General features: G+C 66.5%; 24 protein-coding genes and 1 pseudogene. 8 read left to right on the top strand and 17 right to left on the bottom strand.

Features of this window, described 5'->3' with window-relative positions; all coding sequences use genetic code 11:
• Window positions 1-81 precede the first annotated feature (81 nt).
• The 3 genes from AC5Y30_RS03280 to AC5Y30_RS03270 form a co-directional block, all read right to left on the bottom strand.
• Entirely contained in the window at window positions 82-1,005 is a 924-nt protein-coding gene (locus AC5Y30_RS03280) for a TIGR03564 family F420-dependent LLM class oxidoreductase (protein WP_499916241.1), read from the bottom strand.
• Window positions 1,006-1,103: 98 nt separating this feature from the next.
• Window positions 1,104-1,970 (bottom strand): hypothetical protein, encoded by an 867-nt coding sequence (locus AC5Y30_RS03275; protein ID WP_499916240.1) that lies wholly within the window; start codon window positions 1,968-1,970, stop codon window positions 1,104-1,106.
• A gap of 14 nt (window positions 1,971-1,984) precedes the next feature.
• Entirely contained in the window at window positions 1,985-3,214 is a 1,230-nt protein-coding gene (locus AC5Y30_RS03270; protein ID WP_499916238.1) for an acyl-CoA dehydrogenase family protein, read from the bottom strand.
• Window positions 3,215-3,431: 217 nt separating this feature from the next.
• Here AC5Y30_RS03270 and AC5Y30_RS03265 point away from each other — a divergent pair, with 217 nt between their 5' ends.
• From AC5Y30_RS03265 to AC5Y30_RS03255, 3 genes are all read left to right on the top strand, one after another.
• Entirely contained in the window at window positions 3,432-4,238 is an 807-nt protein-coding gene (locus AC5Y30_RS03265) for an acyl-CoA thioesterase (protein ID WP_499916237.1), read from the top strand.
• Between the two features lie 62 nt (window positions 4,239-4,300).
• Window positions 4,301-4,813 carry a nuclear transport factor 2 family protein gene (locus AC5Y30_RS03260; protein ID WP_499916236.1) on the top strand — a complete coding sequence of 171 codons (513 nt, stop codon included), beginning with the start codon at window positions 4,301-4,303 and terminating at the stop codon, window positions 4,811-4,813.
• A gap of 7 nt (window positions 4,814-4,820) precedes the next feature.
• Window positions 4,821-5,921, top strand: coding sequence for an NAD-dependent epimerase/dehydratase family protein (locus tag AC5Y30_RS03255; RefSeq protein ID WP_499916234.1), 1,101 nt, complete (start codon window positions 4,821-4,823; stop codon window positions 5,919-5,921).
• 19 nt (window positions 5,922-5,940) lie between these two features.
• Here the strand turns inward: AC5Y30_RS03255 and AC5Y30_RS03250 are convergent, their stop codons facing one another.
• On the bottom strand, window positions 5,941-6,912 hold the full coding sequence (locus tag AC5Y30_RS03250) for an aldo/keto reductase (RefSeq protein WP_499916232.1): 972 nt from the start codon (window positions 6,910-6,912) through the stop codon (window positions 5,941-5,943).
• Between the two features lie 93 nt (window positions 6,913-7,005).
• Here AC5Y30_RS03250 and AC5Y30_RS03245 point away from each other — a divergent pair, with 93 nt between their 5' ends.
• Window positions 7,006-8,307: an acyltransferase family protein gene (locus AC5Y30_RS03245; RefSeq protein WP_499916230.1), complete on the top strand. Its 1,302-nt coding sequence runs from the start codon at window positions 7,006-7,008 to the stop codon at window positions 8,305-8,307.
• Between the two features lie 11 nt (window positions 8,308-8,318).
• On the opposite strand, the gene AC5Y30_RS03240 is transcribed toward AC5Y30_RS03245, so the two are convergent.
• Window positions 8,319-8,963, bottom strand: a complete 645-nt coding sequence (locus AC5Y30_RS03240; RefSeq protein ID WP_499916228.1) for a TetR/AcrR family transcriptional regulator — start codon at window positions 8,961-8,963, stop codon at window positions 8,319-8,321.
• 98 nt (window positions 8,964-9,061) lie between these two features.
• On the opposite strand from AC5Y30_RS03240, the gene AC5Y30_RS03235 reads away from it, so the two are divergent.
• The 3 genes from AC5Y30_RS03235 to mhpA are packed head-to-tail and all read left to right on the top strand — an operon-like array spanning window position 9,062 to window position 12,656.
• Complete coding sequence (locus tag AC5Y30_RS03235) at window positions 9,062-10,192, top strand: VOC family protein (RefSeq protein ID WP_499916226.1); 1,131 nt, start codon at window positions 9,062-9,064, stop codon at window positions 10,190-10,192.
• A complete protein-coding gene (locus AC5Y30_RS03230) occupies window positions 10,189-11,127 on the top strand; it encodes a fumarylacetoacetate hydrolase family protein (protein WP_499916224.1) in 939 nt (312 codons plus the stop codon). Before AC5Y30_RS03235 ends, AC5Y30_RS03230 begins: the two co-directional genes overlap by 4 nt.
• The gene (mhpA, locus tag AC5Y30_RS03225; RefSeq protein ID WP_499916222.1) at window positions 11,124-12,656 is read left to right on the top strand and encodes a bifunctional 3-(3-hydroxy-phenyl)propionate/3-hydroxycinnamic acid hydroxylase MhpA; all 1,533 of its coding nucleotides are present in this window, start codon (window positions 11,124-11,126) and stop codon (window positions 12,654-12,656) included. The genes AC5Y30_RS03230 and mhpA overlap by 4 nt, the downstream gene beginning before the upstream one ends.
• On the opposite strand, the gene AC5Y30_RS03220 is transcribed toward mhpA, so the two are convergent.
• From AC5Y30_RS03220 to AC5Y30_RS03180, 9 genes are all read right to left on the bottom strand, one after another.
• Window positions 12,653-13,567, bottom strand: coding sequence for a formate/nitrite transporter family protein (locus AC5Y30_RS03220; RefSeq protein ID WP_499916220.1), 915 nt, complete (start codon window positions 13,565-13,567; stop codon window positions 12,653-12,655). The two genes, mhpA and AC5Y30_RS03220, sit on opposite strands and share 4 nt — an antisense overlap.
• On the bottom strand, window positions 13,564-13,833 hold the full coding sequence (locus tag AC5Y30_RS03215; RefSeq protein WP_499916218.1) for a hypothetical protein: 270 nt from the start codon (window positions 13,831-13,833) through the stop codon (window positions 13,564-13,566). The genes AC5Y30_RS03220 and AC5Y30_RS03215 overlap by 4 nt, the downstream gene beginning before the upstream one ends.
• Window positions 13,830-14,456 (bottom strand): RNA polymerase sigma factor, encoded by a 627-nt coding sequence (locus AC5Y30_RS03210; protein WP_499916216.1) that lies wholly within the window; start codon window positions 14,454-14,456, stop codon window positions 13,830-13,832. Before AC5Y30_RS03210 ends, AC5Y30_RS03215 begins: the two co-directional genes overlap by 4 nt.
• Before the next feature lie 10 nt (window positions 14,457-14,466).
• Window positions 14,467-15,534, bottom strand: coding sequence for an acyl-CoA dehydrogenase family protein (locus AC5Y30_RS03205; RefSeq protein ID WP_499916214.1), 1,068 nt, complete (start codon window positions 15,532-15,534; stop codon window positions 14,467-14,469).
• 58 nt (window positions 15,535-15,592) lie between these two features.
• On the bottom strand, window positions 15,593-16,117 hold the full coding sequence (locus tag AC5Y30_RS03200) for an OsmC family protein (protein ID WP_499916212.1): 525 nt from the start codon (window positions 16,115-16,117) through the stop codon (window positions 15,593-15,595).
• A 163-nt stretch (window positions 16,118-16,280) separates the two neighbouring features.
• Complete coding sequence (gene efeB, locus AC5Y30_RS03195) at window positions 16,281-17,597, bottom strand: iron uptake transporter deferrochelatase/peroxidase subunit (RefSeq protein ID WP_499916210.1); 1,317 nt, start codon at window positions 17,595-17,597, stop codon at window positions 16,281-16,283.
• Between the two features lie 2 nt (window positions 17,598-17,599).
• Window positions 17,600-18,775 (bottom strand): iron uptake system protein EfeO, encoded by a 1,176-nt coding sequence (efeO, locus tag AC5Y30_RS03190; protein ID WP_499916771.1) that lies wholly within the window; start codon window positions 18,773-18,775, stop codon window positions 17,600-17,602.
• A 37-nt stretch (window positions 18,776-18,812) separates the two neighbouring features.
• Window positions 18,813-20,423, bottom strand: a complete 1,611-nt coding sequence (gene efeU, locus AC5Y30_RS03185) for an iron uptake transporter permease EfeU (RefSeq protein ID WP_499916209.1) — start codon at window positions 20,421-20,423, stop codon at window positions 18,813-18,815.
• Between the two features lie 90 nt (window positions 20,424-20,513).
• Window positions 20,514-21,347: a DUF3097 domain-containing protein gene (locus AC5Y30_RS03180; RefSeq protein WP_499916207.1), complete on the bottom strand. Its 834-nt coding sequence runs from the start codon at window positions 21,345-21,347 to the stop codon at window positions 20,514-20,516.
• Window positions 21,348-21,564: 217 nt separating this feature from the next.
• Between AC5Y30_RS03180 and AC5Y30_RS03175 the strand changes: the two genes are divergently transcribed.
• Window positions 21,565-21,852, top strand: a complete 288-nt coding sequence (locus AC5Y30_RS03175; RefSeq protein WP_499916205.1) for a DUF3349 domain-containing protein — start codon at window positions 21,565-21,567, stop codon at window positions 21,850-21,852.
• 23 nt (window positions 21,853-21,875) lie between these two features.
• Here AC5Y30_RS03175 and AC5Y30_RS03170 read toward each other — a convergent pair whose 3' ends face one another.
• The 3 genes and pseudogenes from AC5Y30_RS03170 to AC5Y30_RS03160 all read right to left on the bottom strand — a co-directional run bounded on the left by AC5Y30_RS03170 (window position 21,876) and on the right by AC5Y30_RS03160 (window position 24,685).
• Entirely contained in the window at window positions 21,876-22,946 is a 1,071-nt protein-coding gene (locus AC5Y30_RS03170) for an ABC transporter ATP-binding protein (protein ID WP_499916203.1), read from the bottom strand.
• Between the two features lie 2 nt (window positions 22,947-22,948).
• Window positions 22,949-23,770: a carbohydrate ABC transporter permease gene (locus AC5Y30_RS03165; protein WP_499916769.1), complete on the bottom strand. Its 822-nt coding sequence runs from the start codon at window positions 23,768-23,770 to the stop codon at window positions 22,949-22,951.
• A 7-nt stretch (window positions 23,771-23,777) separates the two neighbouring features.
• Window positions 23,778-24,685: pseudogene (locus AC5Y30_RS03160) on the bottom strand (carbohydrate ABC transporter permease).

Below are 24,685 nucleotides of genomic sequence, written 5' to 3'. Positions count from 1 at the left end.
CCTCCTCGGGTGGGTTCGTCTATGCACCATACGTACCGTTGGCTATGTATGGCCATAGCCAAATGACCGGGCGCGATGTGGTCAGGAGTCGTACGCGCGCAGCAGCGCCCTCGTGCGTGCCCGGCCCTCCGGCGACGGGTCGAATGCCGCGGCGACGTACTCGTCGACGCCCGCGGCGCGCAGTTCGTCGAGCCGACCGCGGACAGTGTCCTCGTCGCCGATGATGGCGGCATCCTGCGGCCCCGCGTAGCCCTCGCGGTCGAGCATCGCGCGGTACGACGGCAGCTGGCCGTAGATGGCGAACTGTTCGGCCGCTTGCTTGCGGGCGGCGTCGACGTCATCGGTGACGCTGACGGGCAGCGACGCGGCGACGCGCACCCCGTCCTCGCGGCCGGCGTCGGCGGCGGCCTGGCGCAGCGTCGGCCCGACGTGGTCGGCCAGCGTTTTGGGTCCGGTCATCCAGGTGCAGGTGCCCGACGTGCGCCGCCCGGCGAGCTTGAGCATCTGCGGACCCAGCGCCGCGATGTAGACGTCGGGCCGCGGCGCGCCCGAGATCATCAGCGCGCCGCGAGTGGTCACCGTCTGCCCGGTCGCGTCGGCACGTTCACCGGCCAGCAGGGGCAAAAGCCCGTCGAGGTATTCGTTCAGCCTGCGCACCGGCTTGTCCCACGGGATGCCCCACATCCCCTCGGTGACGGCCTGGTGGGTCATACCGAGCCCGAGCGTGAACCGGCCACCGGAGGCGAGGCTCAGCGTGAGGGCACGTTGCGCCATCTGCATCGGATGCTGATTTTGGATGGGCACAACACCGCTGGCCACCTCGACCGTGTCGACCTCGTGCAAAGCGATGGCCAGGATCATGAGAAGGTCTGGCTCGTAAGGCAATTGGCTCATCCACACTCGCGTGAAGCCTTCATCGCGAAGCGTCGTGAGGTTGGCGATCGTCGCGTCGATCGGCGATTGGCTGCCCGATCCGCTGAGTTGCCCGAACATAGAAACCTGCATGACCGTCACGCTCCTTCGCATCGCCCCCGCGGTGGAAACGTTATCGCCAACCGCCCGGCCGTTGGCAACTATGCCCGCAGGCGGGTTGGGAACCGTGCTCAGCCGACGATGTCGAAGACGGCCGCGGCGGAGGTGACCGCCTTGTCGGCGTTGCCCTCGTCGTGCAGCAGCATGCGCACGCCGACGCGTCCGGTGCTGCCCGGATGCGCGGAGCCCTCGACCCGGAACGGCCCCACCTTGCCCCGCGACATGAACATGACATGCCAGCTGACGACCTGCAGCTTTTTTGTCCCGGCGACTTCGGCGGCGAGGTCGATCGCCGCGGTCTCGAGGACGACGTGCTGGGGTCCGATGTGTAGCGCGGCATCCGGCGACGCGAGTTCGGTGCTCAACTCGGGCAGTATCCAGTGACCGTCGCCCCGGCGGCTGGCGCCGAACGCCTGCCACAGCGGGGGCAGATCGGGAGAGTCCTCGATCACCAGCTCGGTGCCCGAAACATCCATGCGGTCCAGGCCTTCCGGCGGGATGCCGATGATCGCGCCCTGACCTTCGTTGAAGGCGATGACCCGGCTCGGGTGGTCGGCGTCGACGATGGTGCACCGCCCGTAGCCCATGGTGCGGCCCTGGTGCACGATGCCCGAACCGACGATCTCGATCCTGTTGACGTCGTAGCCCGGATCGACGATCTGCACCGAAGCGATGACCGGATTGGGCACGGCGACCATGTCGGTCTGACAGCCCTCCGGTGAGGAAATCGCCAACGGCGCCACCATGATCCCGCCCGCTTCGTTGCGCATGTCACGGCGGATGGTGACGGTGTCGTCGGTCTCCCCCAGGTTCATCGCCGAGTGTTTGCGGCCGATGTAGCGGTAGCTCAGCAGGCCCGTCCAACGCCGGTACAGTTCGTCCCGGTAGGCGTCGGAGTCTCCCATCAACTCTCGGATGTCACGAAGCTGACCGCTCAATTCCGCTCGCCTCCTTAACTTTTGCCGCGTCGCACCTGGTTGAACGGCACGCCCCGGTCGTCGGCGCGCTCGCGCGGGAAGTTCAGCACCCGTTCGCCGATCACGTTGCGCGCCATCTCGGTGGTGCCGCCACCGATGCTGGCGGTCTGACGGCCCAGATAGCGCGTCCCGATGTCGACCAACCCGCCGCCGTCGTCCACCACGGCCGCCGAACCCGCAACCGCCAGCGCGGTATCGGTCTCGACGTCGTGCACCTCGGCCATATCGAGGCGGATGATGGATCCCGCGGCGGGCGGGAGGGACCCGCCGGCCACGGCGTGGAAGACGTGCTCGCTGAGTTGGCCATGCACCGCCCGGTGCACCAGCGCCCGGCCTACCATCTGCTGAAGCCGTTGGTTCCCAGCCTGGTTCGTCTTTTCGAGCAGCGACATCAGATCCACCGAAACATCATGGGCCTCAGCGATTCCCGGGCCGCTGGTATATTCCGAGCCGTCGCCCATCGTGCGCCGCTCGTGGTACAGCTGCCGGGATGCGACGTCCCATCCTTTGCCCGGTTCACCGATCACGGCGTCGTCGCCCACATCGACGTCGTCGAAGAATTCTTCGCAGAATTCGATGGAGCCGTTGACCTGCTTGATCCGGTTGATGGTGACGCCGGGATGGTGCAGCGGCACCAGAAACATGGTCAGCCCGTCGTGTTTGGGGACTTCCCAGTTGGTGCGGGCCAGGCACAGACCGTAGTCGGCGGCGAACGCCCACGTGCTCCAGGTCTTGGCGCCGTTGATGATCCACCGTCCGCCCCTGCGCTCGGCGCGCGTGATGACGCCCGCCAGGTCCGATCCCCCGTTGGGCTCCGACAGCAGCTGCACCAGCACCTCGTCGCCGCGCAGCGCGGCCGCAATGTGCGCGCGCTTCTGCTGTTCGCTGCCCATGTCGAGAATGGTTGCGCAGCAGATGGCGAACGATGGGACGTTGAGCAGCAGCGGAGTCTCATACGCCTGCGACTCGATGTCGAACGCCTTCTTGTATTCGTAGCTCAGGCCGAGGCCGCCATACTCGCGCGGAAAACAGATCCCGGCGAATCCGCCTTGCCACAGCAGCTTTTGCAATTCTCGAGCCCGGTGCCACGACGGCAGCTCATCGCGCTCCAGCAGCGCCGCCTTGGCCGGGTCGAGTCGCGGCATGGTCGCGGCCAGCCAGGCCCTGGCCCGGCTCCGAAATTCCTCGATCGACTCGGCAGTCACCGGCTGGCCTCTCATTCGAGCGTCGACCTTGTGCTGGGCGACTGTACAGCACCGCCTTGCGGGTGTATAGGTCGGCGCCTTTAGAGCCGCCCAACTTCACCGCCGCGCGAATGAGCGCCGTCAGAGTGAATCAACCGATGGAGGTCGCTGCGGACCACATGTCACGACCCCGTGTTCGGCAGTGAGGCCGCCCGCCAGTAATCTGCGGTCGATCACTATGACCGGCGCACATCCCTTCGACGAAGCCCTCGAGCTCGACGCGATCGGCGCGGGCGTCTGCCGCGGCCGCACCCACCCGGAGTGGGCCAACATGGTCGGCCCGTTCGGTGGGATCACCGCCGCCGTCATGCTGCGGGCCGTCGAGGGACACCCCGACCGCATCGGGGACCCGCTGGCCCTGACCGTCAACTACGCGGCCCCCATCGCCGAGGGTGATTTCGACGTCACCGTGCGGGCGGCGCGGACCAACCGCACCAATCAGCACTGGATCGTCGAGCTCAGCCAGGACGATGTGGTCAAGACGACGGCGACCGCGATCTTCGCGCTCGGGCGCGAGAGTTGGGCCGACACCGAGGGCCACCCGCCCAGCGCGCCGGGCCCCGAACAGGTGCCTGCGGTCGATCCGGGCCTCGTCCGATGGACCAGCCTCTACGACATGCGCTACGTCGAAGGTGCGATGCCGCCGAAAGGCGCGGAGCCCAGCGCGTCGTCGACCTCCACGCTGTGGGTCCGTGACGGCGCGGGGCGCCCGGTCGACTATCCGGCCCTCGCGGCGCTGTGTGACATCTTCTATCCGCGGGTGTTCCTGCGTCGCGGCGGCTTCCTCCCGTCCGGCACCATCTCGTTGACCACGTATTTTCATGCCGATCAGTCCCAACTCGACGCGGTCGCGAGCGACTTCGTGCTGGCCACCGCCCACGCCAACCGCTTCTCCCGCGGCTATTTCGACCAGAGCGCCAAAGTGTGGGCGCGCGACGGCGGGCTGCTGGCCACCACACATCAGATCGTCTACTTCAAAGGGTGACGGGTTTACACTTCGCCAGTGAAACGTCACGCGAGGACGCGTACCGAAAGAATCGAGCCGCAATGACGCCGGAAGGCCTGATCGACGACACGCTGCCGGCGATCGAATCGATCAAGCAACTCAAGGCCCGCTACTGCCGCTACCTGGACACCAAGGACTGGGCGGCCTGGCGGACCCTCTTCACCGACGACTTCGTCAGCGACACGTCCGAAGCCGGTGGCAAGGTGATCTCCGGCGCCGACGACTTCGTGGCCTTCACCCGTCGCGCCCTTGGCCGCCCGACGCAACCCACCGCCCACCAGGTCCACACCCCCGAAATCGAGATCACCTCGTCGACGACCGCGCGCGGGATATGGGCTCTGCAAGACGTTGTCCGATTCGGGCCCGGCGTCACCCTGGTCGGCTATGGCCACTACCACGAGACCTACCAGAGCGTCGCCGGCCAGTGGTTTATCAAGAGCTCCAAACTAACTCGGCTCCGCGAGGACATCGTGACGCCGTTCTTCTCGATCTATGTCTCTGCCCGAGTCCGCACCGCGATCGGCAAGATCGCCGGCCGGCTGATGGAGCAGTGAGGCGGCCATGACCGTCGACACCGTATTGGTCACCGGCGCATTTGGACAGGTCGGTAAGCGCTGCACGCAGATACTGCTGGAACGGGGACGAACCGTCGTCGCGATGGATCTGCGCAACGACAACACCGTCGCCGTCGAAAGGCAACTCTCCGGCGGTGGGCACCCGGGGACGTTGATTCCGGCGTACACCGATCTGTTGGATGCCGAGGCGGTGAGCGAGCTCATCGCCGCCCATCAGCCCGGGGCCATCGTCCACCTGGCCGCCATCGTGTCCCCGCCGTCATACCGCAACCCCGGACTGGCCCGGCGCGTCAACGTCGGTGGCACCGAGAACCTCTTGACGGCCTGCTCGGCGCTCCCCCACCCGCCGCTATTTCTTATCGCCTCCAGCGCGGCGGTGTACGGATCGCGCAACCCCTACCGTCAGCCCGAGCGGATCACGCCGGACACCCCGGTGAACCCCATCGATCAATACGGTCAGGACAAGGTGCTCGCCGAGGCGGCGATCCGGGGTAGTGGCTTGCCCTATGCGCTTTTTCGCCTCGCGGGGGTCATCTCGCCGGACACGCAGGCCAGTATCAACGGCGACTACCTCGTCCTGATGCGTTCGATGCCCAGCGACAATCGCATACACGCGGTGGACGCGCGCGACGTGGCGCTGGCGTTCGCCAACGGCGTCGATCGCGCGGCATCGATTTCCGGCAAGGTCGTGCTCATCGGCGGCAACGAAACGTACGTGCTGCTGCAGCACAACCTGCAGGACGACCTGATGAGCGCCGCCGGGCTGGGCCGGCTCGGCCCGTCGGCTGGCCTGCCCGGCGACCCGGCCGACGACCGCGGCTGGAGTTTCACCGGCTGGTACGACACGACCGAAGCGCAGGCGCTGCTGGACTTTCAAGAGCACGACTGGAATCAGACGCTGGAGTGGATCGCCGAATCGCAGGGCCGCGTGCGCATCGTGGTGCGGCTGCTTGCGCCACTGTTACGGCCGGCGCTGCGCGCCATTTTTTTCGTTCAGCGCCGGCTCGAGGGGCGCGGTCCCTACGCCGACCCGTGGTCGCTGATCGAAAAGAAATATGGCACAGCGGCTTTGGCCAGCGTCGACTAGCGCGTACCCGCACCAGCCGCTAGCGGTCGATCCAGGCCATTTGCGCCTCGGCGTGATGCCCTCCCACGGGAGGGGTGAGGCTGTCGAGCCTGGCGAGCTGGTCGGCCGTCAGTTCTACCGCGTCCGCACCGACGTTTTCTTCCAGGCGGGTGACGCGTTTGGTTCCCGGAATGGGCACGATGTCAGGACCTTTCGCCAGCAGCCAGGCCAAGGCGACCTGAGCCGGCGTGGCACCGACGTCCGAGCTGATGTCGCGGACCTCGTCCGCGCACCGCAGGTTGTGCTCGAAGTTGCCCTCGAAGAACCGCGGGTTCGTCTTGCGGTAGTCGGTGTCGGGCAACTCCTGTGCGGAGCGGATGGCCCCGGTGAGGAAGCCACGGCCCAAGGGCGAGTAGGCGACGAATCCGATGCCCAATTCGCGTAGCAGCGGCAGGATTTCGTCTTCCTGATCGCGCGTCCACAGCGAGTACTCGGATTGGACCGCCGTGATGGGGTGTACGGCGTGGGCGCGACGAATGGTGTCCACGCCGACTTCGGACAGACCGACGTGCCGGATTTTCCCGGCGGCGACCAGCTCGGCCAGCGCGCCGATCGTGTCTTCGATCGGGGTCTGGCGGTCGAGTCGGTGTTGGTAGTACAGGTCGATGTGATCGGTCGCCAACCGTTGCAGCGAACCGTCCACGGCGATCCGAATGTTGGCGGGGCTGCTGTCGAGACCCTCGCGGCCAGTGTGCGAGATCAGGCCGAATTTTGTTGCCAGGACCACTTGATCGCGTCGGCCCTGCAACGCACGGGCCAGAAGTTCCTCGTTGACGTACGGGCCGTACACCTCGGCGGTGTCGATCAGCGTGACACCCACGTCGATGGCGCGATGAACGGTGCGGATCGATTCCGCATCGTCACTGCCAGCACCGGCATAGGCCACCGACATCCCCATCGCACCCAGCCCGAGGCGACCGACCTGTAGCTCGCCGAGTTGTGCCTGTTTCATGGGGATGTCTCCTGTCCTACGGTTGAGCGAGACCCCGCTGAGTGCTGAACGGTAGCGTGGCGCTGTGTACCGCGTCGAGCTTCCCCCGAACTGATGGACCGCGCAAACAACCCGCAACGCAATCTGGCGGTCGACTACTACCGGGTATCGGGTGTGGTGCTGATCGTGCTGGGCCACTGGCTGGCCGGATCGGTGACCTATCGCGACGGACAGTTCGGCCGGCAGAACCCGCTCGTCGACCTGCCCTGGACCCAATGGCTGACCTGGCCCTTCCAGGCCGTCCCGGCGTTCTTCCTGGTTGCCGGCTACGCCGCGGCCGTGTCCTGGACCCATCACCACGACACCGGCGGAGTTTCGCGTCGAACCTGGGTGCAGCGTCGGGTGGCCCGGGTACTTGGGCCAACGGCGGTCTACGCCGGGCTGGTGTCGGTGGCCGTGGTGGTCCTGGCTGCCTGCGGTGTGGCCGGCTCGATCCTCGAGTACGCAGGCTGGGCGGTCGCGATGCACCTCTGGTTCCTGGCGGTGTATCTGGTGGTCGTGTCGATGACGCCGATTGCTGTTGCCGCACAACGCCGTTGGGGGCTGCTGGTGCCGCTTGTCCTGGCGCTGGCGGTCGCGGTGGTAGATGCCGCCCGGCTCGCCGGGCACGTGCCCTACCTCAACTGGGTGAATTATCTGTTGGGTTGGGGCACTCTGTATCAGCTCGGAATCGCTTGGCACGGGCGGTCATTGGGCGGCCACAGGCCTTGGCTGCTGGCCGGCGTTTCTGCGGTAGCGCTGGCGGTGCTGGTTTGGCTGAACATTTATCCGGTCAGCATGATCGGAGTTCCCGGACAGACCATCGACAACACGACGCCACCGACCGTGGCCCTGTTGGCGTTCGGCTGTGCGCAAGCCGGAATCGCCATAGCAGTGGCCCCCGCGCTCAACCGTGCGCTGCGCGCCGTGCGCGTCGAGCGCGCACTGTCCATCGCCAACAACAACATCATGGCTCTTTACTTGTGGCACATGATTCCCGTCGTGATCGTGGCGATCGTCGGCTACCCGGCCGGGCTCTTGCCGCAGCCGCCCGAAGGGAGCGCGGAGTGGTGGCTGGCCCGGCTGGAATGGGTGGCCGTCCTCGGCGTCGTGACCGCGGTGGAAATAGCGCTGCTGTTCTGGGCGCGAAGACTTTTCGCTGCCCCCCTGCCCCTGCTCGGCGTCCCGCTCACGGAGCGCTGGGCGGAAACCGCGATGCTCGCCGGCGCCGCGATGGCGGCTTATGCTCTGTCGCTGATCGCCGCCGAGGGCTTCGCCCCCGACGGGCGATTTCCGTGGCTGACCGCAGCGATCTTCGCCGCCGGAGCGCTGCTGGCCGCGTTTCGCCCCGCTCGGCAGCACGCGGAAAGGGTGTAACGCTGCCCCGCCTAGTCAAAGGCGCTGTCGGGCAACGGACGGCGGCATATCGCGCCCGCCTCGGCGGCGCTGAGCCCAAACAACCGCAGAACGCTCTCGGTGACCGTGTCGGCGGCATGCGCGTCGTCGCGGTCCGGGTGATCCCGCAATAGGTTGCCCAGCCCCAGCAGCGCGCCCCCGGCCATGGCGAGGGCAAGTTCAGGGTCTTCCACCGTGAACCTGCCGGCCTCGACACCGGCCTTGATGTCGCGCAATGCGCGCGGTGCCAGACCGTTGGGCGACGACAACAGCGCCAGCCCGTTCGCAAGCAGAATCTGGCTCTCCCGCGGGCGGCGCCGGAACAGCCGGCCGGTCAGCCGGAAGCTGGTGGCGAACGTCTCCGCCGGGTCCTCGATCGATTCGGTGAGCCTGTCCAGCATCGCCCCATACGCGTCGAGTACGTCGGCGACGGCCGCATCGAACAGTTGCTCCTTGCTGTCGAAGTGGTTGTAGAAAGAACCCATCCCGACGTCGGCCGCTTGGGTGATCTCCAGGACGGGCACGTTGACCTTGCCCTCGGCGATCAGCCGCTGTGCGGCGCCAATCAGAGCAGCTCGGGTGCGCCGTTTGCGCCGCTCCAAGCGGTTGGGCGTCTGACTATCGGGCATCGCGCTCATCTTCAGCAGTATGCATCAGTTATGAGGATTCCGTCAGAAAGCTTGACTGAACGTTGACTCGCATGTGACGATTTCGTCAGTTAGTGACGGAGATGGCCATGGACATGACTAAGGGCGCCCAGCGGGACGGACACAGTCCGCACGGCGCGCTACCCGGCGAGCACACCGGCCGATCACGCAATCCGGTGATCAAGGTCGTCGATCTCGCCTGGCTGGAGTTTGAGCGACCGGACCTGACGCGCGCCGAGGCGTTCGCGCGGGCCTTCGGATTTCAGACGGCCCGCAAAGGTCCGGATGAAGTGCGGTTGCGCGGCACCCTGCCCGGCGGACCGTGCGTTATCCTGCGCCGCGGGCCGAGGCGACGATTCGCCGGTGCGGCGTTCCGGGCGTGCGACGAGGCGGACGTGCTGAGGTTGGCCGGTGCGCAAGGCGCGCCGACGCGCCCGCTGCCCGATGGCCTCGGCGGCCTCTCGGTCGAGCTGGTCGACCCCAGTCGCATGCCGGTACGCGTGGTCGCCGGTATGACCGAATTACCGGAACTTCCGGCGCAGCAACCGCTTCCGCTCAATTTCGGAGCCGACCCGCGGCGCATCAACGAAACCCAGCGTCCTCGGCGCGCGCCCGCGCGTGTGCAGCGGCTGGGACATCTGGTCATGCAGTCGACGAAGTACGTCGAAACGCTGAACTGGTACCTGGACAACCTGGGGATGATCGTCAGCGATTTCTTGTACTTTCCCGGCCAGCGCGACCGAGGACCGGCGATGAGTTTCATCCGCTGCGATCGCGGCCTGACCCCGACCGACCACCACACGCTAGCGCTCGCACTGGGTCCGGCCAACCGCTACGTCCACTCGGCGTATCAGGTCAGTGACCTCGACGCCCTGGCCGCCGGCGGCGAATACCTGCGCGAGCGTGGCTATTTCCGCTCCTGGGGAATCGGCAGACACATTCAGGGCAGCCAGATTTTCGACTACTGGCGCGATCCCGACGGGTACTTGTTCGAGCACTTCGCCGACGGCGACCTGTTCGACAACACGCTCGAACCGGGATGGGCGCCGTTCACCGCATCCGGATTGGCCCAATGGGGACCACCGGCGAGCAGGGACTTCCTCGGCACCGACCTCAAATCCGCCCGCCATGAACTGTTTTCGATCACTACCGCCCTGCGCAGACATAACGAATTCGATATCGGCCGCCTAGCCGGACTACTGAAAGTGCCTACCTCATGACTGTTTCCGTCCTGCACACCGCCGACGCCTGGTGGCTCAAAACCGCGCGGGGCGCCGCGAAGATCGACACCGCCGCCACCAGCACCGCGGAACTGCTGGCCGACCGGGCCGCCATTGAAGCGGCCGCCGACAATACCGACACCGTGGAACTGGACGGTTTGCGATTCGTCTCGCCGGTGACCAGGCCTTGCCGGGTGATAGCCCAGATGACCAACTTCGAATCGCACGTCAAAGACGCCGGTATGGACCCGTCGTCGGTGCCACTGACGTTCTTCCGCAAGGCGTCGGCATCGATCAACGGCCCGTTCGACGACATCGTCAAACCGCCACACGTCAAACTCCTCGACTACGAGGTGGAGATCGGTCTGGTCATCGGGAGCACGATCCCGGTCGGCACCAGTATTTCCGAAGCGAACCTCGGCGACCTCATCGCCGGGCTGGTCGTCACCAACGACGTCTCGGCGCGCGACGTCCAGCTTCCCCAAACCCAGTTCTACGAGGCCAAGTCCTATCCGACGTTCACCCCGGTCGGCCCGGAGCTGGTGCTGCTCAACGCGGACGAACTCAAGCGGTTCGGCGATCTGCGGCTGCGGTTGAGCGTCAACGGCGACGAGCGCCAGAACGCGCTCGTCGATCGCGACATGCTCTATCGTCCGCTGCAGGCGCTGCAGTCACTCACCCAATTCCAGGAACTCGCGCCCGGCGATTTGGTGCTCACCGGAACCCCGGCCGGCACCGCCTTGAGCGCTCCGCCGAAGCCGCTGCAGGTCATCGGAAACCTGTTGCCCCCCACCCTGAAATGGAAGGTCTTCTTCTCGCGCCAGGCCGACAACACGAACTACCTGCAAGACGGCGACATCGTCGAGGCGTCGATCGGCACCGACGACGGCGCCATCGATCTCGGAACACAGCGCGCCACAGTGCGATTCTCGTGAATAGCGAGGGCATTCCACGTCGTTCGGTTGTCGTAGTCGGCGCCGGACCGACCGGCATCACCGCCGCCACCCTGCTGGCGCAATACGACGTGGATTGCCTGGTGCTCGACCGCTGGTCCGCCGTGTACCGCCAGCCACGCGCCGTGCACCTCGACGACGAGATCTACCGCATCATCGCCCGCATGGGCATCGCCGACGAGTTCGCGTCGATCTCCAGGCCCACGCTGGGTTTGCGATTGCTGGGCGCCGATTTCGGGGTCCTCGCCCAGTTCGACCGAGGCCAGACGCGCGACGCGAACGGCTTTCCGCAGGCCAACATGTTTGACCAGCCGGAGCTGGAGACGCTGCTGCGCTCCAACCTCAAGCGCTACCCCACCGCACAATTGCGCGGGAACGCCGAGGTCACCGAAATCACCAACGGCGCCGAGAGCGCCCGCGTCACGTTCACCGACCGCTCCGACGGCCACGCCCACCACGTAGACGCTGATTATGTCCTGGGATGCGACGGCGCCAACAGCATAGTGCGCGCCCACATCGGTTCCGCGATGCGGGACTTGAACTTTCAGCAACGCTGGCTGGTCGTCGACGTCGCCACCGATGCCGCCCTGAGCCAGTGGGACGGCGTCCACCAGGTATGCCACCCGGTGCGTGCCGGAACCTACATGCGCATCGGAGAAGCCCGCTACCGATGGGAATTCCAGCTGTTGGCCGGCGAAACCACCGAGGACTTCGGCACGTTGGCCGCACTGCGACCGTTGATCGGGCCCTGGGTGGGAACGGTCGCCGACAGCGAGCTGACCCTGCTGCGCGTCGCCGAGTACACCTTCCGCGCTCAGATCGCCGACCGATGGCGACGCGGCAGCGTGTTTATTCTCGGCGACGCGGCACACCTGACTCCCCCGTTCATCGGCCAGGGCATGGGGGCAGGGATTCGGGACGCAGCCAACTTGGCGTGGAAGATCGCCGCGGTCCATCGCGGGGCCATGGCGAAGGGTGTACTGGACAGCTACGAACAGGAACGCGCGCCGCATACCCGGCAGATGATCCGGCTGGCGCTGGGTGTCGGACGGGCCATGACCGGCGGCGGCCGCGCGGGCGATGCCGCACGTAGGTTGGTGCTGCCGCGGCTGCGCTTCCTCCCCGGTCTGCGCCGCAGGATCGTCGACTCCACCACGCCGGCACTGCATTCGTCTGCGCTCGTGCGCAATTCGCGACTGCCGCGCCGGCTCGGCGGGAGGCTCTGCCCGAATCCCACGCTGCGTGATGGTCAACGCCTCGATAATGTGCTCGGCACTGGCTTCGCACTGATCACGACGGTTCGCCCGACGGCCACCGACGAAGCAGCCCTGCGGCGCCGCGGTGTCGTCGTCCTGATCCCCCAACCCGACGATGCCCTGGCGACGTGGTTGCGTCGGGGACGCGCCAACGCCGCTGTCGTGCGCCCCGACCGGACCGTCGGCCGGGCCGGACGCGACGTCGCGGCGCTGTGCGCCTGGACGACCGGAATACTGCGTGAGCCCCCCGCCTAGACCTTGCGCCGCTGCAGTTGCGCGATGATCCAGAACGGCAACGCCACGAATACCGTGCCACCGACAAGGTTTCCCACGGAGGTGATGCCGATGTTGGTGAGCAGCCCGTGCTGGCCGAAGCCCCAGCCGATCGCGCCGCGCGGCGCCACCGGGTGGAAGAGGTTGAGCAGCAAGGGAAGCCCCAGAAATCCGACATTGGCGATCACGTGCTGGGTGCCCCCGATGACGAACGCGAACGGTCCGTAGAACGCGAACGCCATCCGTGCTACGTCGCTGCGGGCCTTGAAGAACATGCACATCGAGGTCTGCAGGAACCACGTGCACACCACGGCCAGCAGCAGTGCCGTCCAGAAGGGCTGGCCGGCCTTCAGCGTGCCGACGGCGGCCGCTCGCTCGGCGAACGCGCCGAGGTAAGGCCCGCCCGCCGCAGCGCACACCGTGACGAACACCAGCGCGCCGACGATGTTGCCGATGAGTCCGACGGTCACCAACGCGACATAGCCGCGCAGGCTCAGCGTGCGCTTGAGCACGGCGAGAAAGCCCGCGGCCATGTCCGCGGTGATCAAAGACATGCCCGACACCAGGATCAAGACGAAGGACATGCCGAAGGCCAAGCCCATCAAAAGGCTTGCCACACCGGGTGTTTTGACCCCGGTGCTCACCACCAGGGCCAGTAGCGCGCCGAAGGCCACCATCACACCGCCTACCAGGGATCGCATCAGGAATGCCCACGGATGCGCGGCCTTTTCCACTGCCATGGCCGCTACCCGATCCACCATGGCGCCCACCGACAGTGGTTCGAACGGATCCTCGGGCACGGCGCCGGCCCTGACGCAAGAGGGCAACACGGTCACGTTGTCCGCAACCACAGCATCGCTTCGAAGCTGCGGCGCTTCAGCGTTGATCGTCATCGTGGTTCGTCCTTCCTCATGGTGTTGATCGCGTTGATGACACCCGCAACGTCGTCCTCGCTGAGCTGCTGACCGTCGAAGACGTGGCTGAGCAGGAGCTTGAGGTCGAGCATCTGTTGCAGATAGACCAGACACGGCGGGCATTCGTCGAGGTGCTTGGCCACGATCGGTCCCCACTGCTGCGGGTCGGAGTCGACGAGATCGTCGACGAGGCGGACGAAGTCGACGCAATCGATGGCGGGGACTGCGTTGTCATGAACGGTCATCGTTGATACCGCTTTTCCAATTCTGTTCTGAGGTTTCCCCTGGCGCGGTAGAGCAGTGCCCGCTGCGCCTCGGCGGACAGTTCGAGAAGCTCGGCCGCCTCGTCGGCCGATGTTCCGACGATGTCGCGCAGGATGACCAGTTGCCGTTGGCGTTCGGGCAACGCGTCCAGCGCCGACCGCACGTAGCCGAGCAGTTCGCTTTCGACCGTCTGGTCTTCGGGGAGAAATCGACGCGACGGCGGGAGGCTCCAGTGGCCTGCGTCGGGGTGACCGACGGGGTGCATGCGACCCGACAGCGGGCCGTCGCCTTCGGCGTCGGCGGCCAGCACCTCGTGGTGGCGGATCCGCGATTCCCGGCGCCGGTGCCGGGAGGCGGTGTGTTTGACGATGCCGAACAGCCAGGTGCTCACCGACGAGCGCCCCTGAAACGAATCCGAGGACTGCAGCACCTGTACCCACGCCTCTTGCACGGCTTCTTCGGCGACCGTCGCCGAATCCACCATGGTGCGAGCGAATTTCACCATCGGCGCGTGAAAGTCACGCACCAAGCTGGCCAGCGGAACCCCGCCGACCAGGTATTCGGATTCGGTGCCCTCCGGCGGCACCGCCACCGGCGTCACCATCGATCCGCGCTCAGACGCATCTGGCCAGTTCCCAGCGCAGCTGCCCTTCGGACGGCGACTGGACGGGGATGAACGCCGCCTCTCGATAGCGCCGGCTTGCCGGTGTTCGGCTCGCATACCCTTTTCCGCCTGCGGTCCGCACCTCCAAGTCGGCGCTGGCGCTTGACAACTCGGCGGCGGTGAGGCGCAGCGACAGCAACGCCTCCTTGGTCGGCGGCTCGGCTCCTCCGACGGCCGCGGCCAGGTTCACCAGTGTGGCCTCGGCGGCAACCAGCCGGTCCGCGACCCGGTCGACGTCGTCGGCGAACACGGCGTTGACGCCGCCGAGCCCCTCGCGAGCCTGGTCCAGGGCCGTCCGGGCCAGTCCCAGGCACATCGCCGACTGCAGGACAAGGAATGTCGGGCGCACCGACTGCAGGAAGCCCTCGAAGTCGCGCGACAGCACCTGCCCGGCAGGAACGTGCGCGTCATCCAGGTTCAGGTAGGACGAGGCGGTGCTTGCCATGGCCAGCAGATCGAAATGCTCACCCACGTTCACCCCGGGCGTGTTCAGCGGCAGCGCGACGATCAGCTTCTCGCCGGTATCGGTGCGCACAGCGGTCACCATCGTGGAGTCGGGATACAGGTTGCTGGCCCACCTGATCGGACCGGACACCCGGTAACCGCCGGGCACGGATGTGGCCGTCAACTCCACGCTGCCGCAGCCCGCCGCCTCCTTGAACGCCGCGGCCATGCCGGTGACGCCCGGCACCGCTCCCGCTAGGAGCGGCTCGACCGCTGCGCTGCTGAATCCGGTTGCGGCGGTGAGCAGATACTCGACCGTCATGCGATGCGCCCACAACGAGAACCCCGTGCTCATGCAGGCTCCGGAAATCGATCGGATCACCTCGGCCATCACTGGGAGCCGGCCGTCGACGTTGCCCGGGGCGCCAATGCCCAGTAGGCCCGCCTTTCCCAGGGCGGCGAAGCTGCGACGGGAGTGGCCCTCGCCGCGGTCCAACGCCGCGGCGTGACCCCGAATGTCCTCCAGCAGTTCGACCTCCACCTGGCCGGCCACTGCGTCCGTGGTCGTCGTCATCTCGCCGCCTTCGTGTTGGTCGGTCTTCGTGCTCCGGTTCGGTTTTGCGCTACGGTGCTCATTCGGTGACCAGAGTGGAGTCGACGGTCACCGGGTTGCGAAACGTGTTCACCACCGGCGACCAGGCGATGGCGTTGTCGTGGATCTCCTTGAGCGTGGCTTCGTCGGCGTCGCCGGCCAGGCTCACCGTGCAGCGAACGGCGCTGAACCCCAGGTACTTGCCCTCCGGGGTGTCCCCGACGCCCCACACCGCGGAAATGTCGATGTCGCCCTGCATCTCGACCTCGATCTTGGTCAGCGTCACGCCGCGATGCGTCGCGTTGGCCAGCAGACCCACCGAGACGCACGAACCCAGCGCAGCCAACGCGGTCTCTGAGGGATTGGGCGCCGAGTCGTCGCCCAGCAGCGCGGGCGGCTCGCCCACCAGCATCGGCGCCAGATCCCGGACGTAGGTCAGGTTGCGGAAGCCCGTGTGGCACACGGTCTTCGCTTTGAGCGTCTTCCTGCCCGTTTCGGGCTGGCTCTTGGCGTTACACGACAGCCGGTCCAGGCCTTCGGCGTCGATGACGAGCGCGTCGGTCATGTGACTTCTCCGTTTCTCGCTGATTGTGCGGGTTCACGGAGTTAGTGCGCGCCGGGCGGCGATGCGTGACGGCGGGTGCGCTTGATTCACCGGTCCGACACAAGACTTCACGGGCGCGAAACGCGGCGCCCCAGCCGGACCGCTGCCCGGCGACGAGATTTGCTCAGCTGAACAGGCTCTGAGCGATGTAGTGGCCTTCAGCGGGCGCCGGCGGCACCGCGAAGATAGCTGATCCGATGTGCCGGATGTATTCGTTGAGCAGGTCGTGGGCGCCCAGGCGGTTCTGCAGACGAATAAAATCTTGGGGATCTTTTTGATACGAGACGAAAAGCAGACCGGCGTTGAGTTGGCCGTTGGCGTCCAGGCCGTCGGTGTAGTTATACGACCGTCGGCGGATCATGATGCCGTCATTGTTTTCCCGGGCGGCAAGGCCGACGTGCGACTTCGGATCGATGAGCGGGTCGCCGTCGGCGCCTTTGGCCGCGAAGTCCGGCGTATCGAATTCGTGCTTGCCGCTCAGCGGCGCCCCTTCCTCTTTGGTACGCCCGAAGATCTTTTGCTGATTGCCGATCCGGTCGACATCCCACGTCTCCATCAACATCCGGATCTTGCGGACGACTTGGTAAGTCCCCCCGTTCATCCAGGGCTGGTCGCCGTTGGTGACCCAGACATACTTTTCGTACTCCGCATCGGTGGCGATATTGCGGGTTCCGTCCTTGAATCCCAACAGGTTTCGTGGCGTGTGCTGGCCCGGGCCGGCGGAGGCCCGGCCGAACCCGAGCACCGCCCAGAACGGCGAGACGATGTTGCGGCCGAGGCGGGCCAGGTTGCGCACCGCGTGGTAGCACACCTGGGGATCGTCGGCGCACGCCTGCACGGACAGGTCGCCACCATGCAAACGCGGATCCAAATTGTCCCCATTCAGCGGCGGCAGGTCGGTGAATACGGCCGGTCGCCGGGCCGCCAGCCCGAAGCGATCGCCGAACAGCGACGGGCCCAGCCCGATCGTGACGGTGAGGCTGGCGGGGCTCAACCCGTACGCCTCCCCGGTGTCGGCGGGAGGCTGCACCTCGACCTGGGGTTGCACCGTCCCGACCGGCTTACCCTGCTGCAGGATCGCGGCGGCGGCCGACCAGCGCGCCAAGAGCGTCTGCAGCTCGGTCCGGCCCGCTCCGCCGGCCAGCGAGAACGACATGAACATGGCGTAACGCTGTGGGGGCGTTTCGATTCCGCCCTGGTGGGGCTGCCCGTAGAAGGGGTAACTGCGGCGCAGATCGACGGTGTCGTCGTCGTCGCCACGTTGTTCCGCGGCCATGGCGTGACCGGCGAACCCGCCGCCGATGGCACCGATGGCGGCGCCGCCGAGGCCGGCCAGCATGGCACCGCCCAGCGCGCGCCGGCGCGACACCGCTGTGGAGTCCGCCGGTGCCCCAGCGTCTTTCGGGTCGCCGTCGGAGGGTTTGGTGATGTCGTCGGTCATGATCAGCCTGCCGTGACGACTTTTTGGGCGACGGTGGACAGGCTCTGGTGCAGCGGCTGGATCACCGCGGTCAACTTGGGAGCGTCGCTGGCCTTCAGCGCCGGGGTATAGGTCTTGTAGCCGCCGAGCGCGGCTGGGTCGCGATACCCGTCCAAGGTGGCGAGCACGGTCTGGAACTGCTGATCGATCTGGTGAACCAGGTTGGCGTCGATCTTCTCCAGGCCCGGCCGTAACGAGGCGTACGCCTGCTGGGCGCCTTCGACGTTGCCCGAGAAGTCCACCAAGTCAATGTGACTGAAGGCCTCTTCCTCTCCGGTGATCTTGGTGTTCTGGATCTCTTCGATCAGGTCGCTGGCACCGTTGGCCAGGTCTTCGGGTTTGTACTGCAGGCTCGCCACAATGCCGTTCAATTTGCCGACGTTGCCGACCAATTCGGTGCTGAGCGCCTTCGTTCCGGGCGTGATAGCGCCGCCCTGCCACAGATCGCGCTCGACGGCGTGAAAGCCTTTCCAGCCAACCTTGGCGTCGACCGGCGTCGACTCACGCATGTCGATCAGATAATCCAGGTTGCCGGCGTTGTCGCCGACCGCGAAGCCCGGCAGCACGAAACCCTCCACCGTGGATTCCGAACGCTCCCAGAACAACCGGGCCTTGGCGTAGGCCGCCTTCGCCGCGTCGACGTTGCCCGACTGCACGGCGGCATCGAGCGCCTTCACGCCGTCGTTGAGCTGGCCGATCTGGTTGACGATGTAGGCCGCGTAATCCTTGGTGCCCTGCCCGAGGACGCTGGCCACGGTGCCCGTCGGCGTCGCCGGCGCTTTGCCCGACACCGTCAGGGTCTGGTATTCGGTGCTCGCCCCCGGGCAGTACAGCTGGTAGGCGCCGCCGTCCAGCGAGACCGTGAACGACACCGGGTCCAGGCCGGGTGCAAGGTTCTCCTTCTCGCCCACAATGCGCTGGTCCCTGAGCAATTCGACCTCGTTGATTCCGGGTGCGTTCGTGTTGGCGACGGTGAAGGTCACCGGCCCGGCGGGCACGCTGGTAGTGTCCAGCGTGCAGCCGTCCTGACCACCGTTGTTCGCCATCGTGACCTTGACCGCGTTGGTAGCCCCCGGCTTCGCCGGCTGGGCATGACTCGAGTTGTCGCCCAAGTGGCTGCATGCGGTCACCGGCAACACCGCCACCGCAACAAGAGCCGTTGCAGTCAACCAGTATTCACGAGACCGGGACGCTGCCCAGGCGATGCGACTCACCATCAACCGATTTCCTCTCATAATCTTGCCGGCGGTCCGCGCGCAGCGAGGCTACCGCCGCCAGTGCGCAAGCCAACGCAAAACCCGCCAATACCAGTGGAAGCCACACATTCCAGAGCTGCCGCTCGCCGTGACGACGCTCGCTGGCCACGATCTCGGCGAGTGTCGAGTGGTCTTCGGCAGCGGACGTGGACCAGTCGGTCGCCAGCCCGCCAAGGCTGACGGTTTTGGCGCCCGTCAACCCTCCGCCGGTCAACAGCGCCGTGCGGTTGCTCGTCGCGTGCGCACTGACCACGGAATCGCCTCGCGCGAACACGGTATAGACCGTGGTCGTCGACCACTGACCCTGAAACGGCCCCGGGGTGCGTCCCGCCGCGAGGCCGACCGGCAGCCGGCCCCCCGTCATGGTCAGCAACTGATCCAGCGTGACTTCCGGCGCACCGTCGGCCCCGGCGGCCTCGGAAACCTGCCATACCTGTACCGGCACGCCGTCCACCGTCTGGGCGTCTGCCGGGACGAGCACGATGTTGTGGACGGTCGAGGTGCCCTGGGGGACGACGCTCAGCTCGCGGCCGTGCGGTCCCGTGACTATCGACACCGCGGCGGCGTGGCCGGAGCGGTCGGTGACGGTGCGCGCCCCCGGCGTCGGCGGCGAGGCGGCGGCCGGCGTCATGATCACCAGCACCGCCCCGACCACGAGTAGCACCGCCGACGTCGCCGCCAACAGCCGGGCGCGGGCTCGCGGCGCGGCCGCGAGCCGGGTGGGCCAGAGGAAAACGACCAGAACGGGCACGGCATACAGCAGCCAGCCCAGCACCTCGATGAGCCGTGGGTCGGCGGGGATGCCGAACACCCCGGTCGTCGCCGCACCCAGCACCGAATTGCTGGGTATCAAGCCGGACAGGTCGAGCACCTGTTGCTGGCCGATGCTCACCCAACCGGCCTCGTGCGCGGTGCGCAGCGCGCCGAGCACCAGCCCGGCGGCGATCAGCACCAGAAACACCCCGGTGACCCGGAAGAACCGGCCGAGGTTGATCCGCAAGCCGCCGTAATACAGGCCCACGCCGAGCCCGACCGAGGTCAGGATGCCCACGGCGCCGCCCAGCACGGCGAACCACCGATTGCCATGCGACGTCTCGGCGGCGGCCAGCAAGAACACCGACGTCTCGAAGCCCTCCTTGAGGACGGCAAGGAACGCCATCGCAGCCAGGGCGAACGCGCCACCGCGGTTGACCGCCTGACGGGCCTCGCGCTCGAGTTCCCCCTTGAGCTGCGCGGCGTTGCCGTTCATCCAGATGATCATCGACGTCACGAACACCACCGCGATGGCGTTGATGACGGTTTCCATCATCTCTTGCTGGGGCTGCGGCAGGCTGGCGGCGAACAGGTCGAGGCCGACGCCCACGCCGACGCTCAGCAGCACCGCCACGGCGACACCGGCAAACATCGGCCGGACCGTCGAGCCGTTCCGCTTGAGGAAGGCAGCGACGATGCTCACGATGAGCGACGCCTCTAGGCCTTCACGAAGACCGATGAGGAATGTGCCGATGAATACGCCGAAAATGCCCTGCATACGCCCTGTTTCCGTCCCGCCGGTCGGGACATCGGCCAGCGTAGCCTAACTAGCCCGACGGGCTTCAGCCGTGGTCCGCCGGCCGCGGTATCAGGCGACCGGCGCCGTGACGAAGTCGATGAGTTCTTCGACCCGGCTGATCAGTGCCGGCTCGAGATCGTTCCAGTCGCGCACCCGCGAACGGATGTGCCGCCAGGCCCTGGCGATGTCCGCCTGACCGTTGTGCGGCAGACCGAGCGCCTGGCACACGCCGTGCTTCCACTCCACCTGCCGCGGCACAGTGGGCCAGGCGTCCAGACCCAGCCGCTGCGGTTTCACGGCCTGCCAGATATCGACGTAGGGATGACCGACGACCAGGGTGTCGGTGCCGCCCGGGCCCCGCCGCACCGCATCGGCGATGCGCGCCTCCTTGGAACCCGCGACAAGGTGATCGACGAGTACCCCCAGCCGGCGCCCCGGCCCCGGGGCGAACTCGGCGACGATCTCCTCCAGGTCGTCGACGCCACCGAGTTGCTCGACGACGACGCCTTCGATTCGCAAGTCCTCACCCCACACCTGCGCGATGAGCTCGGCGTCGTGGCGACCTTCAACGTAGATGCGGCTGGCCCGGGCGACGCGCGCGCGGACACCGGACACGGCGACCGAACCCGAAGCGGTCCTGCCCGCGGCGGTCGGTCCCGGCCGGCGCGGCTCGGTGAGGATGACGGGCCGCCCCTCAAGCAAATACCCAGGGCCCAAAGGGAACCCACGCACGTGACCACGCCGGTCTTCGAGGTCCACTCGCCCGTATTCGACCCGCACCACCGCGCCGACGTATCCCGTCGCCACGTCCTCGACCACCAGGCCCGGTTCGGCAGGATGCTCGGTCGAGCGAGGCTTACGTCGTCCCGCGGCGAGGACATCGGTTCCATAGCGATCCACCACGCGGCAATACTAGAAAGCCTTGCGGCCAAAGACCGTTACGGCGCGCCACGTTCGGCGAATCGTCACCGAAGTCACTCTCGATGCGCCAATTTCCCCGGCCATAAAAAATGCGTTTAACTGTGTGGCGTTACTCAGCTGATGACATTGCCGATGGTACGTTGCTACAAGCAAGCACTGCCGCTCACGCGCAACTTGCGGCGGTTAGCGAGGTGGACACATGGACCTGTCCCATTGGGTGACGAGCATCGTGGCTTTCGTGCGGGCCGGCTATCCCTCGGGCATGCCGGCCGCCCGGCATGTGCCATTGGTGGCGTTGACGCGCCGACGGGTCTGCGGTGACGACATCACCACCATCGCAAGGGATCTCATCGCGCGCCGGCTCTGGCCCATAAGCTCCATCGACATCGGCGTGGAGATCACCCGCATCACCAACCAGCTGCCCTCCCCCGACGACGTCGCGCGCGTCCAGCGTCGCGTTCATGCACTCCGCTGCTCCCGCGGGTAGGTACCTCGACCCAACCCAGTGGATCAACGGATTCGGCGGCCATCCACACCGAAGAAGTGCAGGTGCCCGGGCTCCGGGTGCAGACGCACCCTGCTGCCCTTCTGTGGTGGGTTGCGTCCGTCGACCCGCGCGACGATAGGCGCATCGATTACCTTGCCGGACCCGGTGATTCGCCCATACAGGTAGGCATCCGCCCCCAGTTCCTCCACCACGTCGACCTCCATCTCGACGCCGAGACCACCCAGCTCGAAATGTTCGGGACGAACCCCGACCACGACCTCGCCTGCGGCGCTGGCGATGTCCCGGGGCAGGGTTATGGGCCAATCGCCCAACGCCACAGTGGAATCCACGATGGGAAGGGTGAACAGGTTCATTGCCGGCGATCCGATGAAACCCGCCACGAAGACGTTGTCCGGGTTTCGGTAGAGCTCGCGGGGTGGTGCGAACTGCTGCAGCACGCCGTCGCGCAGGACGGCTACACGATCGCCCATGGTCATGGCCTCGACCTGGTCGTGGGTGACGTAGACGGTGGTAGTGCCCAACCGCCGTTGCAATGCGGCGATCTGGTTACGGGTCTGCACCCGGAGTTTGGCGTCGAGGTTGGACAGCGGTTCGTCCATCAGGAACACCCGGGGCCGGCGGACGATCGCGCGGCCCATCGCCACTCGCTGGCGTTGGCCGCCGGACAGGTCCTTCGGCTTGCGATCCAGATAGGGTTGCAGGTCAAGCAATTTCGCCGCGTCCAGCACCCGCTGACGAGTCTCGCCCTTCGGCGTCTTAGCGATCTTCATGGCAAAGCCCATGTTCTGGGCCACCGTCATGTGTGGGTAGAGGGCATAGTTCTGAAAAACCATCGCAACGTCGCGATCCTTGGGATCGACGTTGGTGACGTCTCGCCCGCCGATCCGGATATGCCCGGAGTCCACGGCTTCCAGCCCGGCCACCATTCGCAGCGACGTCGTCTTGCCGCACCCGGACGGCCCTACCAGGACGACGAATTCGCCGTCGTCGACGACGAGGTCGAGGTTGTCCAGGGCGGGCCGGTCCGCTCCCGGGTAGCGCCGGGTCGCTTGCTCGAATGTCACCGAGGCCATGGCTAGCCGCCCATCCCGGTGACGGCGATTCCCCGGACGAAGGAGCGTTGCGCCACCGCGTAGATGGCGACCAGGGGCAGCATGATGAGCATCGAGGTTGCCATCAGGACCGGCCACCGGGCAACATACTCGCCCTTCATCCGGACCAGGCCCAGGGTCAGGGTGGCCAGGCTGTCGCGCTGAATCATCAGCAGCGGCCACAGGAAGTCGTTCCAGACGTTGACCCACGTGAGCACGGCGAGCACCATCACCGCCGGGCGCGCGTGGGGCAGCAGGACCCGCCAGTAGACCTGCCATGGCGAACAACCGTCGAGTATCGCCGCCTCCTCCAGATCGGTGGGCAGGGTGCGAAAGAACTGCCGCATCAGGTACGTGCCGAATGCGCTGCCGAAGAAACCCGGCACGATCATGGCCCACGGCGTATCGACCCAGCCCAGGGTTCGCATCACCAGAAACTGCGGGATCACGGTGACCGTCAGGGGCACCATCAACGTGCCGAGATACACGACGAACAGCGCGTCGCGGCCACGGAAATCCAGCCGCGCGAAGGCATATCCGGCCAGCGAGCAAAAGAAGACGTGTCCCGCGGTGACGCAGCCCGCGTACAGCACGGTGTTGAAAAACATTCGTCCGAACGGCATCAGCGTGAACACCTCGGTGTAGTTGGACCACCGCGGGTGAGCCGGCAACAGCGTGGGCTCGCTGACCTCGCCTTCGGTTTTCAGCGAGCCCGACACCGCCCACGCGATCGGGAACAGCGCGCACCAGGCGACGGCGAGCAACGCGCCATACACGATGCCGCCGCGCACCACGGTGCGCCTGATGACACCCTCACTTAAGCCCACGCGAAGTCTCCAAAGATCGTCGATGGCTGACGCGCAGCTGCACCACGGTCAGCACCAGCAAGACGGCGAACATCACCCACGCCAGCGCGGAGGCGTATCCGAATTCGAGGAAGGAGAACGCGTGCTGGAACAGCATGATGCCCAGGACGTAGGTCGCCGATTCCGGCCCGCCGCTGGGTCCGTTGAGGACATAGACCATGTCAAACGCCTGGAAGGCGTGGATCACCGAGATGATGATCACGAACGAGATCGACCCCCGGATCAACGGGACGGTAATGGAGACGAATTGCCTTATCTCGCCGGCGCCGTCGATCTTGGCCGCCTCGTAGACCGTTCCCGGAACGCCTTGCATCGCCGCCAGCAAGACGACGGTGGCGAAGGGCACGCTGCGCCAGACGCTGACGATGCACAGTGAGGCCATGGCCCAATGGGGATCCACCAACCACGGGACCGGACCAAGCCCGACCCAGCCGAGCATGATGTTGAGCAAGCCGTTGTCGGTATTGAAAACGAACTGCCACACCACCGCCATCACGACCGATGAAATAGCCAGCGGCAGGAAGACGATCGTGCGGAAGACGCCGATGCCCCTGACCTTCTGGTTGAGCACCCCGGCGACGGCCAGGCTGATGAGGACCGTCGGCCCGACCGTTCCGAGGGTGAAGATCACCGTGTTGCGGATCGCGATCACGAAGAGAGGATCGGAGGTGAACAGCTCTCCGAAGTTCTTCAGGCCCACGAATTTCGGTGGGGTGAACACATCCCACTGCTGCAAGCTCATGTACAGCGAGAAACCCAGCGGAAAGAGCATGAACACGGCGACCGCCGCCATGTTGGGTGCCACCAACAACCGGCCCGCCCACGCGTGCCGGCGCCACGGGCTCGGGTCCTTAT

It is taken from the genome of Mycobacterium sp. NGS27 (genome assembly GCF_059813005.1).
Note: the sequence above shows the minus strand (reverse complement) of the source record. Positions and strands in the feature narration are given on the sequence as shown.

Coding starts and splice junctions, on each gene's coding strand:
- AC5Y30_RS03260 (WP_499916236.1), top strand. CDS start 4,301: ATGACGCCGGAAGGCCTGATCGACGACACGCTGCCGGCGATCGAATCG.
- AC5Y30_RS03175 (WP_499916205.1), top strand. CDS start 21,565: ATGGACCTGTCCCATTGGGTGACGAGCATCGTGGCTTTCGTGCGGGCC.
- AC5Y30_RS03250 (WP_499916232.1), bottom strand. CDS start 6,912: ATGAAACAGGCACAACTCGGCGAGCTACAGGTCGGTCGCCTCGGGCTG.
- AC5Y30_RS03240 (WP_499916228.1), bottom strand. CDS start 8,963: ATGAGCGCGATGCCCGATAGTCAGACGCCCAACCGCTTGGAGCGGCGC.
- AC5Y30_RS03230 (WP_499916224.1), top strand. CDS start 10,189: ATGACTGTTTCCGTCCTGCACACCGCCGACGCCTGGTGGCTCAAAACC.
- AC5Y30_RS03265 (WP_499916237.1), top strand. CDS start 3,432: ATGACCGGCGCACATCCCTTCGACGAAGCCCTCGAGCTCGACGCGATC.
- AC5Y30_RS03245 (WP_499916230.1), top strand. CDS start 7,006: ATGGACCGCGCAAACAACCCGCAACGCAATCTGGCGGTCGACTACTAC.
- AC5Y30_RS03280 (WP_499916241.1), bottom strand. CDS start 1,005: ATGCAGGTTTCTATGTTCGGGCAACTCAGCGGATCGGGCAGCCAATCG.
- AC5Y30_RS03205 (WP_499916214.1), bottom strand. CDS start 15,534: ATGACGACGACCACGGACGCAGTGGCCGGCCAGGTGGAGGTCGAACTG.
- AC5Y30_RS03235 (WP_499916226.1), top strand. CDS start 9,062: ATGGACATGACTAAGGGCGCCCAGCGGGACGGACACAGTCCGCACGGC.
- AC5Y30_RS03220 (WP_499916220.1), bottom strand. CDS start 13,567: ATGACGATCAACGCTGAAGCGCCGCAGCTTCGAAGCGATGCTGTGGTT.
- efeU (WP_499916209.1), bottom strand. CDS start 20,423: ATGCAGGGCATTTTCGGCGTATTCATCGGCACATTCCTCATCGGTCTT.
- AC5Y30_RS03210 (WP_499916216.1), bottom strand. CDS start 14,456: ATGGTGACGCCGGTGGCGGTGCCGCCGGAGGGCACCGAATCCGAATAC.
- AC5Y30_RS03170 (WP_499916203.1), bottom strand. CDS start 22,946: ATGGCCTCGGTGACATTCGAGCAAGCGACCCGGCGCTACCCGGGAGCG.
- efeB (WP_499916210.1), bottom strand. CDS start 17,597: ATGACCGACGACATCACCAAACCCTCCGACGGCGACCCGAAAGACGCT.
- AC5Y30_RS03200 (WP_499916212.1), bottom strand. CDS start 16,117: ATGACCGACGCGCTCGTCATCGACGCCGAAGGCCTGGACCGGCTGTCG.
- AC5Y30_RS03215 (WP_499916218.1), bottom strand. CDS start 13,833: ATGACCGTTCATGACAACGCAGTCCCCGCCATCGATTGCGTCGACTTC.
- AC5Y30_RS03255 (WP_499916234.1), top strand. CDS start 4,821: ATGACCGTCGACACCGTATTGGTCACCGGCGCATTTGGACAGGTCGGT.